Source organism: Kitasatospora sp. NPDC127116, from assembly GCF_042677365.1.
Classification (GTDB): Bacteria; Actinomycetota; Actinomycetes; order Streptomycetales; family Streptomycetaceae; genus Kitasatospora; species Kitasatospora lactacystinica.
The window spans coordinates 45,731-60,591 of record NZ_JBHXTL010000049.1 but is presented as its reverse complement, the minus strand read 5'-3'; the positions used below and the strand labels follow the sequence as shown (position 1 = coordinate 60,591).

At 74.8% G+C, this 14,861-nt stretch carries 9 protein-coding genes; 2 read left to right on the top strand and 7 right to left on the bottom strand.

All coding sequences use genetic code 11. The features are described 5' to 3' along the window. Positions 1-47 precede the first annotated feature (47 nt). The 5 genes from ACFVHV_RS20875 to ACFVHV_RS20855 are packed head-to-tail and all read right to left on the bottom strand — an operon-like array spanning position 48 to position 7,838. On the bottom strand, positions 48-2,162 hold the full coding sequence (locus ACFVHV_RS20875; protein ID WP_359907053.1) for an ATP-dependent DNA helicase: 2,115 nt from the start codon (positions 2,160-2,162) through the stop codon (positions 48-50). Between the two features lie 12 nt (positions 2,163-2,174). After that, positions 2,175-3,998, bottom strand: coding sequence for an IucA/IucC family siderophore biosynthesis protein (locus ACFVHV_RS20870; RefSeq protein ID WP_359907056.1), 1,824 nt, complete (start codon positions 3,996-3,998; stop codon positions 2,175-2,177). Continuing rightward, positions 3,976-5,376 carry a lysine N(6)-hydroxylase/L-ornithine N(5)-oxygenase family protein gene (locus tag ACFVHV_RS20865; protein WP_380352607.1) on the bottom strand — a complete coding sequence of 467 codons (1,401 nt, stop codon included), beginning with the start codon at positions 5,374-5,376 and terminating at the stop codon, positions 3,976-3,978. The genes ACFVHV_RS20870 and ACFVHV_RS20865 overlap by 23 nt, the downstream gene beginning before the upstream one ends. 9 nt (positions 5,377-5,385) lie before the next feature. After that, positions 5,386-6,042: a GNAT family N-acetyltransferase gene (locus ACFVHV_RS20860; RefSeq protein WP_380352605.1), complete on the bottom strand. Its 657-nt coding sequence runs from the start codon at positions 6,040-6,042 to the stop codon at positions 5,386-5,388. Then, on the bottom strand, positions 6,042-7,838 hold the full coding sequence (locus ACFVHV_RS20855) for an IucA/IucC family protein (RefSeq protein ID WP_380352604.1): 1,797 nt from the start codon (positions 7,836-7,838) through the stop codon (positions 6,042-6,044). The genes ACFVHV_RS20860 and ACFVHV_RS20855 overlap by 1 nt, the downstream gene beginning before the upstream one ends. A gap of 431 nt (positions 7,839-8,269) precedes the next feature. Between ACFVHV_RS20855 and ACFVHV_RS20850 the strand changes: the two genes are divergently transcribed. After that, positions 8,270-9,463, top strand: a complete 1,194-nt coding sequence (locus ACFVHV_RS20850; RefSeq protein ID WP_359907067.1) for a hypothetical protein — start codon at positions 8,270-8,272, stop codon at positions 9,461-9,463. Positions 9,464-9,537: 74 nt separating this feature from the next. After that, positions 9,538-10,656: a hypothetical protein gene (locus ACFVHV_RS20845; RefSeq protein ID WP_359907069.1), complete on the top strand. Its 1,119-nt coding sequence runs from the start codon at positions 9,538-9,540 to the stop codon at positions 10,654-10,656. Between the two features lie 68 nt (positions 10,657-10,724). Here the strand turns inward: ACFVHV_RS20845 and hflX are convergent, their stop codons facing one another. Together hflX and ACFVHV_RS20835 are read right to left on the bottom strand one after the other, a co-directional pair. After that, positions 10,725-12,227, bottom strand: coding sequence for a GTPase HflX (gene hflX, locus ACFVHV_RS20840; RefSeq protein WP_359907072.1), 1,503 nt, complete (start codon positions 12,225-12,227; stop codon positions 10,725-10,727). Between the two features lie 238 nt (positions 12,228-12,465). Beyond that, a complete protein-coding gene (locus ACFVHV_RS20835) occupies positions 12,466-14,697 on the bottom strand; it encodes a RelA/SpoT family protein (protein ID WP_380352602.1) in 2,232 nt (743 codons plus the stop codon). Positions 14,698-14,861: the final 164 nt, after the last annotated feature.

Here is a 14,861-nt window from a genome sequence, read left to right as displayed (position 1 = left end):
CCGGAAGCCCCCGGGCCCGGAACGCCGGGACCCGAGGGCCCCGGCCCTCAGCCCCGCTTCACCACCGGCCGCACCGGCGCCGCCGAGGCGTCGATCGCCGCCAGCGAGCGGCGCACCTGGTTGCGGTCCGTGGTGTACCAGAACTCGGGCATCGAGGACCGGAAGAAGCTCCCGTACCGCTTGGTCTCCACCCGCGGGTCCAGCACCGCGACCACGCCCCGGTCGTCGGCCGCGCGCACCAGCCGGCCCGCGCCCTGCGCCATCAGCAGCGCCGCGTGCGTCGCCGCGACGGCCATGAAGCCGTTCCCGCCGCGCTGCTCGACGTCCTTCTGTCGGGCGCTCATCAGCGGGTCGTCCGGCCGGGGGAACGGGATCCGGTCCATCACGACCAGCTGGCAGGCCGAGCCGGGCACGTCCACGCCCTGCCAGAGCGAGAGCGTGCCGAACAGGCAGGTGGTGGCGTCCGAGGCGAACTCCCGGATCAGCTCGCCCAGGGTGTCCTCGCCCTGCAGCAGGACGCGCTGGTCCAACCGCTCGCGCATCGCCTCGGCGGCCGTCTGGGCGCCCCGCATCGAGGAGAACAGCCCCAGCGTCCGCCCGCCGGCCGCACCGATCAGCTCGGCCAACTCGTCCAGCATGTCCGGCCGTTCGGGGTCGCGCCCGGGGTCGGCGAGGTGCTTGGCGACGTACAGGATGCCCTGCTTGGGGTACTTGAACGGCGAGCCGACGTCGATCCCGCGCCAGTGCGGCACCGCGTCCTCGCCGAAGGCCGGACCGGACTCCGGGTTGTCCCCGGCGGTGCGGACGTCCGGCAGCCGCGTCTCGGAGGGCAGGCCGACGGAGGCGGCGACGCCGTTGAAGTCCCCGCCGAGCTTGAGCGTGGCCGAGGTGAGGACGACCGAGCGCTCCTTGTACAGCCCCTCGCGCAGCAGCCCGGAGACGCTCAGCGGGGCGACCCGCAGCGAGGCGGTGCCCAGCCCGTAGCGGTCGCTGCGCTCGATCCAGACCACGTCGTACTCGGAGTCCTCCAGCAGCCGCTCGGCCGTCTCGTGCAGCGCCTCGGCCGAGGCCATCGCCTGCTTGCGGACGGCGTCCTCGTCGCTGAGCCCCTTGTCCCTGGTCTCGCCCAGCGAGGTGATCACCTGGCGGGAGGCGTCCCGGATCGCGGTGACCGCGTACGCCAGGTACTCGGGCAGTTCCTCGACCCGGCCGGGCTGGGCGGTCTCCATCAGGCCGTGGTAGTTCTCGGCGGCGGCCTGGAGCGCGTCGACCGCCTTCTCGTTGGCCAGCCGCGCGGCCCGCTTGACCGCCCGGTTGACCGCGCCGACGGTCAGCTCGGCGGTGGCCGCGCCGGTGACCCGGTTGACCAGCTCGTGCGCCTCGTCCACGATCAGCAGCCCGTGCTCGGGCAGCACCGGCGCGCCCTCGATCGCGTCGATCGCGAGCATCGCGTGGTTGGTGACCACGACGTCCGCCAGCTTGGCCCGCTCCCGCGCCTTCTCCGCGAAGCACTCCTGTCCGTACGGGCAGCGGGTGGCGCCGAGGCACTCCTTGGAGGTGACCGACAGCTGGGCCCAGGCCTTGTCGGAGACGCCGGGGCTGAGGTCGTCGCGGTCCCCGGTGTCCGTCTCGTCGGCCCATTCGCGCAGCCGCAGCACGTCCTTGCCGAGCTTCCCGGTGGGCCCGCCGAGCGCGTCCACCGGGTCGAACAGGCCCTCGCCCTCTTCGCTCGGGGTGCCCTCGTTGGCCCGGTGCAGGCACAGGTAGTTGGAGCGGCCCTTGAGCATCGCGAACAGCGGCCGGCGGCGCAGCACGGGGTGCAGCGCCTCGACGGTGCGCGGCAAGTCCCGTTCCACCAGCTGGCGTTGCAGCGCCAGGGTGGCCGTGGCGACGACCACGCGGTCGCCGTGGGCGAGCGCGGGCACCAGGTAGGCCAGGGACTTCCCGGTGCCGGTGCCGGCCTGGACGAGCAGGTGCTCGCCGTGGTCGACGGCGTCGGCGACGGCCTCGGCCATCCGGACCTGACCGGGGCGCTCCGCGCCGCCGACGGCCGCCACCGCGGCGTGCAGCAGTTCGGGGATCCGCGAGCGCGGGACGGCGACGGCTTCCTCGGCCTCGTCGCCGAGGGCCGTCGCGGGCTGGGATTCGGAGTCGTTCGTCATGACCCTCCCACCCTACGGGGCGGGGGTGACAATCCGGTCCCGTTGCCCGGGCAGTCGCACGTCCACCGCGACCAGCGCGTTCGGCACGGTCCCGTGCCGGGCGGCGTGCGGGCGGTGCGGGCGGTCCTGGTAGCCGTCCAGCAGCAGCCGGTTGCGGTTGAGGCAGAGCCGGTCGATCCGGGGGCGGAACAGGTCGAACAGCTCGAAGCGCTCGCCCAGCTCGGGGAAGCGGTCCTGGTAGCGCAGCACCTCGGCGCGCAGCAGCGCCCAGAACTCGGTCTCGGGCAGTCCGGTCTGCGCCTCCAGCAGCGGGGCGAGGTAGCGGAAGACACCGATGAAGAGCCCGGAGTGGATGAACTGGCAGAGTCCCTGCGGGCTCTCCCGCAGCAGCACCTCGGCGACCTCGGCGGGCAGCGCGTGCAGTTCGGGCAGGCTCTGCGCGCTGAGGTTGACGTCGTCCACGAAGTCCTTGACCGCGAGCCGGACCGGCACGTCGGAGGGGTCGAAGACCACGATGGCGTTCTCGCCGTGCGGGGAGAAGACCAGCCCGTAGCGGTAGAGGAAGTGCAGCAGCGGCGGCATCGTCGCGGCGAACAGCCGGGCGGTCCAGTCGCCGGGGAGCAGGCCGGAGCGGTCGATCAGCTCGGCGGCGAGCGCCCGCCCGTCGGAGCCGGTCTGCAGCAGCGCGGCCAGGGTGCGGGCCCGCTCGCCGCCGTCCAGGAAGGGGCCGAGCGGCTGGCGCCAGATCGCGCCGAGCAGCTCCTTGTACTGGTACGGCGCCTCGGGCAGCTCGCGGTAGAGCGGGTGGTCGACGGTGACGGAGGCGATCTCGCCGAGCAGGATCACCCGGCACTCGTCGCGCAGGTACGGGTCGGCGTCGCGCAGCCCGAGCAGCCAGGCGGTGACGGCGGGCGCGGCCAGCGTGCGCTCGACCGGCAGGCCGCGCCAGACCAGGGTGTTCAGGACGGACAGCGGCAGCTTGACGGTGCAGCGCTCGGGGTGGGCGGTGTTGAAGAAGGAGCGGATGGACTGCTGGGGCAGCCGTGGGTCGCCGTCCGAGGGCAGCGGGACGATCTCGCCGGAGGCGATCCAGGGGGCGAACAGCGGCAGGATCGTCTCGTCCCACTGCCAGGGGTGGACGGGCAGCAGCAGGTAGTCCCCGGCGTCCGGGCCGAGCGCGGCGCGCAGCGCGTCGACGTCGTCCAGCTCGCGGGCGTACAGCTGCTCGGGCCGTTCCAGGCCGGGCACCCCGCGGTACTCGGCGAGCCGGCGGTGGACGGCGATCCAGGGCAGCGGGCGGGGGCTGCGGGCCTCCGGGGCCCAGCGGGCGGCGTCGGTGCCGGAGAAGCCGATCCGGCCCTTGTTGGGCACGATCCAGGGGTGGCCGGTCTGCCGGCCCTCCAGGGCGGCGTGGTCGAGGTCGGCGAGTTCGGCGGCGGTCAGCGCGGTGGCGAGCTGGCGGGCGTCGGCGGTCAGGGTGGCGCAGAGCTCGCGGATCAGGTGGCCGGTGGTCTCGCCGCGCATGCCGAGGGTCTGCCGGGCGTACGGGAGGAAGCGCAGCGGGTCCAGGCCGTCCGGGCGGGTGCAGCGGACGGACTCGGGGTCGACCTGCCAGCTGTCGTAGGCGCCGCGCCGGGCGGTGAAGCGGTACTCGGCCTCGGGCAGCTCCAGCCGGTACTCGCCGGGCGCCTCGCCGGGGACGGGCCGGAGCAGGTCCTCGTAGGCGAACTCGCCCAGCATCTTGGCCAGCAGGGCGCGGCCGGCCCGCTGCCAGTGCCCGGCGGTGAGGTGCGGGGGCAGGTGGAGCGGCGGTTCAGCGGCCGACGGTTGCGGCACGGGTCAACTCCTGGGGGCGGGGGACGACGGGGGTCCGGTGGCGGGACGCGGGGTCGGGGGCGGGTACGGGCGGTGCGAAGCCGGTCCAGGCGGTGCGGTCGGGCAGCCGGTGGACGGTGCGCCCGGTGACGGCGTTGAGGATCACGGCGGCCCGGTGGGCGCCGAGTCCGAGGTCGGGGGTGCCGACGCCGTGGGTGTGCAGTTCGGCGTTCTGGACGTACAGCCCGCCGGTGAGTTCGGGGCGGGTGGCGACCCGGTGGTCCAGGTCGACCCGGTAGCGCCCGGCCTCGTCCCAGTCGATCAGCTCGGCGAGCGGTTCGAGGGCGGCCGGGCGGGCCGCCCGGTAGCCGGTGGCGAGCACCAGGGCGTCGGTGCGCAGCAGGTGCTCGGCGCCGGAGTCGGTGTGCCGGCAGTGCAGTTCGAGGCCGCCGCAGGGGCCCGGTCGGGCGGCGGTGACGGCGGTGCCGGGGGTGATCTCGACCGGGGCGGTGTCGATCGGGCGGCCGATGGTGCGCTCGTAGAGGTGGTCGTGGATCTCGGCGAGGGTCTCGGTGCTGGCGGCCTTGTGCAGCTGCCACTGGGCGGCGACCAGCGCGTCCCGGACGGGGGCGGGCAGGCCGTGGAAGTAGCGGGTGTAGTCGGGGGTGAAGTGCTCCAGGCCGAGCTTGGAGTACTCCATGGGGGCGAGCGCCCTGGTGCGGGTGAGCCAGCGCAGCCGGACGCCGTCGCCCTCGTGGCGCCGGAGCAGGTCGAGGAAGACCTCGGCGCCGGACTGTCCGCTGCCGATCACGGTGATGTCCCGGGCGCCGGCCAGGTCGGCGCGGCGGTCCAGGTACTCGGCGGAGTGGAAGGCGCGCGGGTGTCCGGCCAGCGCGGCGAAGGCCTCGGGGAGGACCGGCCGGGTGCCGACGCCGAGGGCGAGGTTGCGGGCCCTGACCTCGGAGCGCCGGCCGGTCGCGGTGTCGGTCAGCTCGGCGCGGTACCAGGGCGCGTCCCAGTGCAGGGCGGTGACCTCGGTGCCGAAGCGGCAGCCGGCCAGCCGTTCGGCGGCCCAGCGGCAGTAGTGGTCGTACTCGCGGCGCGGCAGCTGGAAGCGCTCGGCGAAGTAGAACGGGAAGAGCCGGTCCTGGTCGCGCAGGTAGTTGAGGAAGGACCACGGGCTGGTCGGGTCGACCAGGGAGACCAGGTCGGCGAGGAACGGCACCTGCATCCGGGCCCCGTCCACCAGCATCCCGTGGTGCCAGCGGAACTCCGGGCGCTGGTCGCAGAAGAGGGCGCGCAGGCCGGGGACGGGCTCGGCGAGCGCGGCGAGCGAGAGGTTGAACGGGCCGATGCCGACGCCGAGCAGGTCGTACGCGGGGGGTGTCGAGGTGTCCACAGGGGTTTCCTAGGCGGGGAGTTGGGCCTGCGCGGCGGGCCCGTCGGCCCGGTCGCGGACCATCAGGGCGGCGCGCTTGCCGGGCAGGTCGAGTTCGGCGGCGGCTCGGAATCCGGCCCGTTCGAAGGCCCGGACGGACCGCCGGTTGCGGACGTCCGGCTCGGCCACCACCCGTTCGCAGCGCGGATTCCCGCGAAGAATCAATTCTGCGAGGGCGGCGAGGAGGACGGCGCCCAGCCCTCGGCCGCGGCTGGCGGCGGGGCCGAGCAGCAGGTGCACGCCGGTGTCGTACGGCCGGGCGGGGTAGTGCGCGGCGAGCGGGTCGAGGTCGGCGCGGTAGACCTCCCAGTAGCTCATCGGCTCGCCGTCGAGCAGGCCGAGGCAGGGCAGGCTCCGGCCGTCGCCGTCCTGCTGGGCCCGGACGTGCCGTTCGGTGACCTCCGGCGGCCCGGCGAGCTCCCAGAAGGCGTCGACCTCCGGGTCGTTCATCCAGCCGGTGAGCAGCGCCAGGTCGGCGGGCAGCAGGACCGGGCCGAGCCGGAACTCGCCCGCCGCGGTGGGCACCGGACCGAGCCGGAACTCACCCGCCGCGGTGGGCACCGGACCGAGCCGGAACTCGCCCGCCGGGGCGGGCACCGGTGCCCGCCCGGGCAGCTCGTGCGGCATCAGGCGCCCGCCACCGGGTTGGGGATGTCCACGTACACGGACTGGCTGGCGACCGGGCCGACCAGCTCGTCCATGCCGTTGATCCGGGTGAGCAGGTTGGCCTTGCAGGGCAGCGTGGGCGCGTCCAGCAGCAGGGCGGGCAGCGCCGAGCCGGTGGCGGCGGCCCGCGGACCGGCCAGGAACCGGCGCAGCGCCGCCAGCAGCACCGTTTCGTCGGCGAGCCGCTGGGAGCCGAAGGCGCCGATCAGGCCGAGCACGTGGTTGATGCCGAGGTAGTAGGCGAAGTGGTGGTCGATCACCTCGTCCGGCAGGAAGGTGTCGCTGTCCGTGCCGAGCCCGGGCAGCCGGGCGGCGAGCGCGCCGGCGGCGCTCTCCCGGTAGTAGTAGCCCTGGTTGTCGCGGTAGCGGCCGCCGCACGGCCAGCCCTCGGCGTCCAGCAGCACGAGGCTGTTCTGCTGGTGCGCCTCCAGGGCGATGCCGCCCCGGCCGTCCAGCCAGAGGATGGGCAGCACGACCGCGTCCAGGTAGCGCAGGAACCATTCGGCGGCCACCGTCCGCAGCGGGCGGGCGCAGCGCAGGGCCAGCGCCCGCAGGAGGTCGCCGAGCCGGGAGGGCACGGTGTCGCCGCCGCCGAGCGGTTGTTCGGCGACCAGCCCGGCGACGCACAGCGCGCGGTCGGTGGGTGCGAAGGGCTGGGCGCGCAGCACGGTGTCCAGGCCGTTGGGGTCGCCGAGGTCGGGGTGGTCGACGCCGATCCAGGCAGGGTCGCGGACGATGTCGAAGCCGGGGTGGGCGGCCCGCCACTCGGCGGCCAGCCCGCTCTCCAGCAGCCGGTGCATCTCCAGGCCGCGGTGCAGTTCCTTGCGCAGGTTCTCCCGGCGGGAGTTGGTGATCCGCAGGCCGAGCGAGAGCTTGAGCATCCACGGGGTGCCGGGCCGGTAGACGGTGCGCACCGAGGAGGTGGGGTACCAGGGCTCGCCGGCCGGGCCGAGGTCGTGCAGCAGCCCGTCGGCGAGGAGTGCGGCGACGGCCGGGCGGTGGGCGAGTTCGCGGGCCTGCCAGGGGTGCAGCGGGACGGCCGCGGTGCCGGGCGGCAGCGCCGGGCCGCCGTCGAGCAGTCCTGCGGTGAGCTGCTCGGCGCTCTCGGCGACGGCGGAGCCGGCCGCGAGCAGTTCGCGGTCCACCGCGTACCAGTGCAGTTGGAAGGAGCCGTGCAGTTCGGGCGAGTAGGCGGCGCTCTGGGCGGGGCCGAGGCCGTCGCGGCTCTTGGGCGTGGGGTGCAGCGGGTGGCCGAGCAGCAGGGACTGTTCGGCGGCGAGGAAGTGCGAGCGCTCCGGCCCGCCGGGCACGGCGGCGGTGCGGCGGTGGGCGAGGATCTCGGCGGTGCGCACGACCGAGTCGGCGACCCGGCCGGCCAGGTCGGCGACCTGCCCGGGGTCGGGCCGTTCGGCGGCCGCGGCGGCGAGCAGCGCGGCGGCGGCGACGGCGTCCACCGGGGCCTCGGCGCCGCCCTCGCCGGCCGCGAGGGTGGCGGGGCCGAAGCGGTGCCAGCCGCCGGGCGACCAGTAGCGGACCGGGGCGGTGAGCCGGGCGGCCCCGCCGAGGACGGCGATCCGCAGTCGGCCGTCCGGGCCGGGCCGGGCTCCGGTCTCCCGCGTCCAGCAGCGCAACAGGGCTTCCAGTCCGGCCTGTTCGGCGGCGACGGCCGGGTCGGGGTGCAGCAGCAGGTCGTGTCCGAAGGCCCGTGCCGCGGTGGGCGGCGGTACGGGCGGGGCTCCGGTGAGGGCGGTGCTCAAGGCTGCTCCTTGGGGCGCGTGGGGGTGCGGACGCGCACTGTGGTGGAGGGGATCGGCGGGCACTCGCACCGTCGCGTCAGGTAAGGGTTACCTATCCATGACGGGTGATCACAAGGAACGCTCACTCGTCCGGGTGAGAATCGGCGATTGTGCACATCCGGGGCCGGATGCCCTGCTGGGCCGGTGCACCGGCCGGGCCCGGATCACGGATCGGTGACCTCCGGCCGGCACCGCAACCCGGGGGGTGGGCACCGCCGTCCTCCTTGGCGATGGAAGACTCCAGGACGGCGGACCGCCGCACCGCGAACCGGCCGGGCACCCAGCGCCCCGGTGTGCGGCCGCCCGCCGCGGCACCGTCCGGCGAGCCGGGACCACCCGGCGACCCGGCACCGCCCAGCACCCACCGCCCGAGCACAGGGGGAAGCGCACAGATGCCAACGATCCACCGGTCAGCCCTGGCCGCCGCCCTGGCCGCGGGCACCCTGCTCGCCGTGAGCGCCTGCGGGCCCGACGGCCCGGCGGGCGGCGGGACCAGCCCCGCGCCGCCGCCCTCCTCCGCGGCGGCCCAGGCCGCGGGCGCGGGCGGGGCGATCGGCGGCATCACCCTCCCGTCCGGGCTGCCGACCAGCCTGCTGGAGGGACTGCCCAGGAGCTGGGACGACCTGAAGAAGTGGAAGTTCGAGGACTGGGACAAGTGGGCGTCCAAGCACGTCTTCAACAACCCGGTGGTGAAGGACTTCTGGGACCCGGACAAGATGGGCGACTCCAAGCCCGCCGAGCCGGCCCCGCCCACCGCCAAGCCCGCCCCCGCCACCCCCGCGCCGTCCACCGACGACGGCGTGACCGACCCCGAGCCCCCGGTGGTCAAGGCCCTGGCGGTGCCCCGCCCGTACACGAAGCAGCCCTCCGGAAAGGTGTTCTTCTCCGCCCAGGGCGGCCGCGGAAACTGCTCGGCGACGGTGATCACCGACCCGCAGCACCCGGGAAAGAGCAACCTGGTCTGGACGGCCGGCCACTGCGTGCACGAGGGCAAGGGCGGGAACTTCTTCAAGGACCTGGTCTTCGTGCCCGCCTACAACAACTCGGGCGCCTCCAGCGGCGGCAAGCGGGCCCCGCTGTCCGAGCTGGCCCCGCTGGGCACCTGGTGGGCCGACCAGGTCACCGCCTCGCCGCAGTGGATGGTCGAGGGCGGCGGCAGCGGCGACGCCGCCAACCAGTACGACTTCGCGGTGATGCGCGTGCGCAACCAGAACGACACCGGCAAGTCCCTGGAGGAGACGGTCGGTTCGGCCGTTCCGGTCTGGTTCGACGCGCCGCGCGACCAGCTCAAGGTCTCGGCCGTCGGCTACCCGCTCGTCAAGCCGTTCGACGGCCAGGAGCTGTACAAGTGCGACGGCGGCAAGCCGACCCGGCTCTCCTTCGACGCCAAGCGCCCGACGATGCTGACCATCGGCTGCACCATGACCCAGGGCGCCAGTGGCGGCGGCTGGTTCGCCACCATGCCCGACGGCAGGACCGCCCTGGTCAGCAACACCTCGATCGGCACCCAGGAGCACACCTCGCTGAGCGGCCCCTACCTGGAGGCGGTCGCCCGGCAGGCACTGGACTGGATCTCCAAGAAGTAGCAGCCGTACGAGGGAAGCAGCCGCCGGCGGGGGGCGGTACGGGACCACCAGCACAGCACGGGGGACGAGCCAGCATGCCGACAACCACCAGCCGGCGGCGCCGGGCCGCGACGGCCGGCGCCGCGCTGCTCGCCGCGCTCGCGCTGGGCGCCGCCGGGTGCGGCCCGGACGGCCCGGCCCGGCCCGCCACCGCGCCCCTCGCCCTGCCCCGCTCCGCGCCCACCAGCCTGGGCGACCTGACCGGCTGGAAGGTGGAGGACTGGGACCGCTACGTCGCCGACAGCGCCTTCGCCGGCGACGCGGCGCCCGGCTCCTGGACGGCCGCCCGGATGGACACCGCCAAGCCCCGGCCCACCCCGGAGTACTCCCTGGCAGCCCCCGCGGCGGCCGGTGTCGAACAGGACGCCCCGCCGGCCGCCGTCCCGGCCCAGCCGCTGCCGCACCCGTACGCCCAGGCCGGTGCGGTGGTCGGCCGGCTCTTCATGACCACGCCGCAGGGCGACGCGGCCTGCTCCGCCACCGTGGTCTCCGACCCGGTCAACCCCGGCCGCAGCAACCTCGTCTACACCGCCGCGCACTGCCTGCACGACGGCAAGGGCGGCGGCTGGCTGAAGAACCTGGTCTTCGTCCCCGCCTTCAACCGGGACGGCCGGGTGGTCCACGGCAAGCCGAACCCGGACCAGCAGGCCGCCCCGTACGGCCGGTGGACGGCGGTGCGCGCGCTGGTCTCGCCGACCTGGCGCCAGGAGAGCGGCGTCGGTGCCCGCAACCAGTACGACTACGGCGTGCTGCGGGTGCGCGGCGAGGACGGCTCCGGCAGGTCCCTGGAGGAGACGGTCGGCGGCTCGGTGCCGATCTGGTTCAACGCCCCGCGCGAGCAGATCACCGCGGCCGCCGCCTACGGCTACCCGGCCGAGCGGCCGTTCGACGGCCTGGAGCTCGAACACTGCGACTCCCCGGCCGCGCCCGGGCGGCTCTCCTTCGACCGGAGCCGCCCGCCGATGTACGTGATCGGCTGCTCCATGACGGCCGGCGCCTCCGGCGGCGGCTGGTTCGTCATCAGGGACGGCAAGCCCAACCTGATCAGCGTCGGCGCGGTCGGCAACCGCAACCCGGCCGGCTACCAGGCCGGGCCCTCCCTGCACGACCAGGCGAAGCAGGCCTTCGACTACTTCGCCAAGAACGTCCGGTAGCCCCTGCGGGGGCACGGGAAGGGCCCCGGGACGGCGTACCGTCCCGGGGCCCTCCGTCGGCTCCGGCCTCAGCCCTGCAGGGCCACCGCGAAGTACTCCAGCTCGGCGGCCAGCTCGGCCTGCACCTTGGCGTGCAGCAGGGTGCCCTCGCCGGTGTGCTCGGTGGAGAGCAGCTCCCCCTCGGCGTGCACCCGGGAGACCAGCGCGCCCTGGGTGTAGGGCACCAGGGCCCGCACCTCGACCGCCGGACGCGGCAGCTCGTCGTCGATGAGCTGCAGCAGCTCCTCGATCCCCGCGCCGCTGCGGGCCGACACCACGATGGCGTGCGGCTCGCGGCGCAGCAGGCGCTGGAGCACGTGCGGATCGGCGGCGTCCGCCTTGTTGATCACCACGATCTCCGGCACGTTCTGCGCGTCGACCGAGACGATGACCTCGCGGACGGCGGCCAGCTGCGTCTCCGGCTCGGGGTGCGAGCCGTCCACCACGTGCAGGATGAGGTCGGCGTCGGCGACCTCCTCCATGGTCGAGCGGAAGGCCTCGACCAGGTGGTGCGGCAGGTGCCGGACGAAGCCGACGGTGTCCGCCAGGGTGTAGAGCCGCCCGCTCGGGGTCTCGGCCCGGCGCACGGTCGGGTCCAGGGTGGCGAACAGCGAGTTCTCCACCAGGACGCCCGCGCCGGTGAGCCGGTTGAGCAGCGACGACTTGCCCGCGTTGGTGTACCCGGCGATGGCCACGGACGGCACCTGGTGGCGCTTGCGCTCCTGGCGCTTGGTGTCGCGGCCCTTCTTCATGTCGGCGATCTCCTTGCGGAGCTTCGCCATCTTCTCGCGGATCCGGCGCCGGTCGGTCTCGATCTTGGTCTCACCGGGACCACGGGTGGCCATGCCGCCGCCCGAGGTGCCGGAGCCACCGCCACCCATCTGCCGGGACAGCGACTGGCCCCAGCCGCGCAGGCGCGGCAGCATGTACTGCATCTGCGCGAGCGAGACCTGCGCCTTGCCCTCCCGGGACTTGGCGTGCTGGGCGAAGATGTCCAGGATCAGGGCCGTCCGGTCGACGACCTTGACCTTGACCACGTCCTCCAGGTGGATCAGCTGGCCGGGGGTGAGCTCACCGTCGCAGACGACGGTGTCGGCGCCGCTGGCGGCGACGATGTCGCGCAGTTCCCTCGCCTTGCCGGAGCCGATGTAGGTGGCCGCGTCGGGCTTGTCGCGGCGCTGGATGACGCCGTCCAGCACCTGGGAGCCGGCCGTCTCGGCGAGCGCGGCGAGCTCGGCCATCGAGTTCTCCGCCTCCTCCAGCGTGCCGTCCGTCCAGACGCCGACGAGCACCACGCGCTCCAGGCGGAGCTGGCGGTACTCGACCTCGGTGACGTCTTCGAGTTCGGTGGAGAGGCCGGCGACACGGCGCAGGGCGGCTCGCTCGCTGCGGTCGTACTGGTCGCCGTCGTAGTGGTGGCCGAGGTCCTCGTCGATGGCCGCGAGGTCCTCGTCCATGAGGGCTTCCGCCCGCAGACCGTCGAGGCGGCGCGGAGCGTCGGCGTGGTCGCGGGTGTCGAACGTGGAGGTCATTCTGTCCTTTGGCTCGCTGGTACGGGTGGCCTTCGGGGACCGCTGCCGCGGTCCCGTAAGGAGTCTGCCCAGCTGCCGCCCCGGTTACCGTCCGGGCGGGGGTGAGCTGCCCCTCGGGTCCTCGGACGAGGCCCGGGCTCCTGTGCCCGGACAACACCGTGGACCGGCCGTGAATTCCCCATGATGGTCGCACGCCCGGCGCGGGCCGGTCATCCCCATTTCCGCGGGCCGGACATCCTCATTTCCCGCGGGCCGCCGGGCCGAGCGGCCGCTCCCCCGGCTCCCGGCCGCCGTCCGGGGCCTGCGGGCGGCTCACGTCGTACACCCCGGAGACCTTGAGCATCGCCCGCATCAGCCGCGGCAGGGCGGCCGGCTCGGGCAGTTCGACGGTGTAGGTGTGCCGGACCCGGGACTCCTGCGGCGGCTCGACCTCGGCCGAGACGATGCCGACGCCGGCGCCGGCTCCGGAGATCGCGGCGGTGAGGTCGGCGAGCAGCCGGGGCCGGTTCAGCGCCTCGGCCCGCAGGGTGACCCGGTGCCCGGTCGCCGGGGCGTCCTCCGGCCGCCAGCGGACCTCCAGCTCGGCCCGCCCGTCCGCGCGCATCCGCTCCCCCGCCGGGCAGCCGGTGCGGTGCACCGCGACCGCGCCGCCGCGGATCGGGTAGCCGGCCACCTCGTCCGGCGGCACCGGGGTGCAGCAGCGCGCCAGCCGGACCGGCGCCCCGGGCCGTCCGGCCACCGCGACCGGGGCGGCCCGCCGCTCGGCGGTCGGGCGCCCGGGCGGGGCGGGCTGGCCTCCGGTCGGGCCGGTGCGGACCACCGGCTGGCGGGCCGGGTGGTCGGCCAGCCAGCGCTCGATGGCCAGCCGGGCGCCCGGGGTGCGGGCGTGCGCCAGCCACTCGGGGGCGGGGCCGGAGGGCTGGCCGCCGCCGGCCGGGAGGGATTCGGTGAGCACCGCGATCTGGTCGCCGTCCTCCAGCACGGTGGACAGGGCGGTGAGCCGCCCGTTGACCCGCACCCCGATACATCGGTGGCCGGTCTCCTCGCCGAGCAGGTAGGCCGCGTCCACGCAGGTGGCGCCGGCCCTCAGCTGAAGCGTTTCGCCGCTCTCCGTCACCACGGTGATCTCGCGGTCGCCGGCCAGGTCGGCGGTGAGCGCGGACCAGAAGGCGTCCGGATCGGGCGTCTCCTGCTGCCACTCCAGCAGCCGGCTGAGCCAGCCCGGGCGGGCCGGGTCGGTGCGGTCCAGCTCGTCGGCGTCCTGCACGGCGCCGGCCGGGGACGGGTCCCCGAGCGCGACCACCCCGGTCTCGGCCACCTCGTGCATCCGCCGGGTGCGGACCAGCACCTCGACCACCGCGCCGCCGCTGAGCGCCACGGCGGTGTGCAGCGACTGGTAGAGGTTGAACTTGGGCGCGGCCACGAAGTCCTTGAACTCCCCGGGCAGCGGCGTCCAGCAGGTGTGCAGCTCGCCGAGCACGGCGTAGCAGTCGGCGTTCTCCTCGACCACCACCAGCAGCCGCCCGAAGTCGGCCGGCCGCGGCCCCTGCGGCCGGCCGTCCGGCCCGGGCACGGCGGCCCGGCGGAGCAGCACCCGGTGCAGCGAGACGCAGTGCCGGGGGCGGACGGTCACCTCGGCGGTCACCCCGGCCTCGGCCAGTTGGCGGGCCAGCTGCCGGGCGAAGGGCTCCAGCAGGGCGTCCGGCTCGGCCTCGTGACCGGTCATCAGGGCGCGGGTGCGGGCGTGTTCCTCGGGGTGCAGGGTGGCGAAGACGATGTCCTCCAGCTCCGCCTTGAGCACCTGGATGCCGAGCCGCTCGGCCAGCGGGATCAGCACGTCCCGGGTGACCTTGGCGATCCGCACCTGGCTGGCCGGCTTCATGTGCCGGATGGTGCGCATGTTGTGCAGCCGGTCGGCCAGTTTGATCACCATCACCCGGACGTCGTCCCCGGTGGCGACCAGCATCTTGCGGAAGGTCTCGGCCTCGGCGGCGGCACCGAAGTCGACCTTCTCCAGCTTCGTCACCCCGTCGACCAGGTAGGCGACTTCGGGCCCGAACCCGGCGCCCACCTGGTCCAGCGTCAACTCGGTGTCCTCGACCGTGTCGTGGAGCAGCGAGGCGACCAGGGTCGTCGTCCCGGCGCCGAGTTGGGCCAGGATCATGGTCACGGCCAGCGGGTGGGTGATGTACGGCTCGCCGCTCTTGCGCTTCTGGCCGCGGTGGCTGGCCTCGGCGAGCCGGTACGCCCGGGCGAGCAGGCCGAGGTCGGCCTGCGGGTGGTGCCGGCGGTGGACCTGGACGAGCGGCTCCAGGGCGTCCGGCACCGGCGGCCGGCCGGTGGCCAGTAACGCGGCCCGCCCGGCCCGGCCGAGAGCGGCCCGGCCGAGCTCTCCGAGGGGCCGCCTGGCCCCGGCCTGCCGTACGGTCGTCGGCTGTCCCGTCAGGGACTGCCCGGCTTCGATGGTCATCGGCACCTCCGGCAACGGTCGCCGGGCGCCGCCCCGTCCGAGGGGGTGATCTCGACACCCCTCCCCATGGGGTGATCGACCCGGTGGTCCATGCTACCGAGCAGAGCACGTTCCGCGACGCCCTGATTCCCGTCCGCGACCGGTATCACCCGATCGGGGGGATT